Origin of the sequence: Sphingomonas sp. (genome assembly GCF_031380695.1) — a bacterium.
Taxonomy (GTDB): domain Bacteria; phylum Pseudomonadota; class Alphaproteobacteria; order Sphingomonadales; family Sphingomonadaceae; genus Sphingomicrobium.
On the sequence record NZ_JANMWY010000292.1, the window covers coordinates 1 to 2,117 of the forward strand.

Here is a 2,117-nt window from a genome sequence, read left to right on the forward strand (position 1 = left end):
GGCGGAACCCCGGCGTGCAACGCGATCATCGGCGATTATTTTCCAGCGGACCGGCGGCCAATGGCCATGACCATCTTCGCGCTGGGCGCGCCGATCGGGGCGTGGCTCGGGGCCGACATGGCGGGCGCGGTCGCGCATGCCTATGGCTGGCGCGCAGCCTTCCTCGTCCTGGGTGTGCCCGGCGTGCTACTCGCGCTGATCGTCTATTTCACCGTCAAGGAGCCCAGGCGCGGCCAGCTCGACGCCGTGTCCGATAGCCCCGCGCCGACGTTGATGGAGAGCCTTAAATTCATCCGCTCGCAGAAGGCGGCGGTCCATTTGATCATGGGAAGCGGCGTGTCGGCGCTGTGGGGATGGGGCCTGATGTGGTTCACGCCGACCTTCATCCAGCGGACGTACAATCTGGACGTCGGAGCGGCGGGAGCGATCGTCGGGCCGATCCATCTAATCATGGGAATTTCGGCATCGCTTCTGACGGCATGGCTACTCGCGCGGCCGACGTTCGTCGATCCGCGCCGGATCGTGTACCTGCTCGGCGCCGTTACGGGGTTGGCGACGATCCCGTCGATCATCGCTTATTATACCCACTCGCTCTCCATCGCGACGGCGATGTGGTGGATCTTCATCCCGGCAATCTATTTCTACATTGGGCCGGCATTCGCGCTTGGTCAGAATCTGGCACCGCCGCGGATGCGGGCGATGTTCACCGCCATCGCGCTGCTCGTTGCCAATGTCTTCAACCTGATCGTTGCGCCGCAAGTGGTGGGATGGATGAGCGACTATTTCGCCGGTCCGCAGGGCGCCGACGCGGCATCGCTGCGTACGGCGCTGCTGATCCTCGCGCCAACCGGCTTCTGGGCGGCCTTTCATTATTTCGCGGCTGCCAAGACCATCATTGCCGATCAGGAGCGGGCGATCGGTCATGGTTGATGACGCTTTGCGCTCGTATATCGCGGGCGAATGGGTCTCTCCGCTGACGTCGAAAGCGACGATTGACGCGGTTGATCCAGCAAATGAGGAGCGCATTGCGACGATCGCGCTGTGCGGCCGCGACGATGTCGACCGTGCGGTTGACGCAGCGCGTTCGGCGTTCGGATCATATAGCGCTATGCCGCTCGACGAGCGGATCGCGCTGGTGGAACGCCTCATCGCGGTGTTCGGGCGGCGCTACGACGAAATGGCGCTCGCGATCTCGACCGAGATGGGCGCGCCTTATGACCTCGCTCACGATGCCCAGGCGGAATGCGGTCTGGGTCATCTGCGCGAGACGATCACGGCGGCGCGTGCGCTCGAGTGGGAAAGGCCGATCGGCGCCGGTGCCATGCTAGTTCATGAGCCAGTCGGGGTCTGCGTGCTGATCACGCCGTGGAACTGGCCGATGAACCAGATCGCGGCGAAAGTGGGCCCGGTGCTAGTCGCGGGCTGCACGATGGTCCTCAAGCCAAGCGAAATGGCGCCCCTCTCGGCCCAGCTATTTGCCGAGTTCATCGACGAGGCGGGGTTCCCGGCGGGCGTGTTCAACATGGTCCACGGCACCGGAGGGGCGATCGGCGATGCCCTGACCAGCCATCCGCAAGTCGACATGGTGTCGTTCACCGGATCGACCCGCGCCGGAATCCAGATCGCGAAGTCAGCGGCCGACACGGTCAAGCGCGTGTCGCAGGAGCTTGGTGGCAAGTCGCCCAATATCGTCTTTGCCGACGACGGACTGGAGGCGGCCGTCACGCGCGGTGTCCTGCATTGTTTCGGGAACAGCGGCCAGTCGTGCAACGCACCGACGCGGATGCTGGTCGAAGCATCGGCCTATGACGAGGCGGTGGCGATCGCTCGGCGGGTGGCGCAGGCGGTGACGCTCGGCGATCCGACGGTCCGAGGGCCGCATCTCGGACCGGTCGCGAGCAAGGCGCAATATAACAAGATCCAGCGGTTGATCGAAGTCGCGATCGGCGAAGGCGCTGATCTCGTTGCTGGCGGACCTGGTCGGGCGGAGGGTTTTGCACGCGGCTATTTCGTCCGTCCGACGGTGTTTGGCAATGTCAGCCACGGCATGACGATTTCGCGCGAGGAAATCTTTGGCCCGGTCCTGTCGATCCTGCCTTATGACGACGAGGAAGACG

At 64.3% G+C, this 2,117-nt stretch carries 2 protein-coding genes; both read left to right on the forward strand.

Translation table 11 applies throughout. From position 1 onward, the window contains the following. The coding region (locus tag RMN84_RS10570) for an MFS transporter (RefSeq protein WP_309612133.1) at positions 1-930 on the forward strand (930 nt) is incomplete at its 5' end. Then, positions 923-2,117, forward strand: a 1,195-nt coding sequence (locus tag RMN84_RS10575) for an aldehyde dehydrogenase family protein (RefSeq protein ID WP_309612134.1), incomplete at its 3' end; no start/stop codon positions are given. The genes RMN84_RS10570 and RMN84_RS10575, both read left to right, overlap by 8 nt.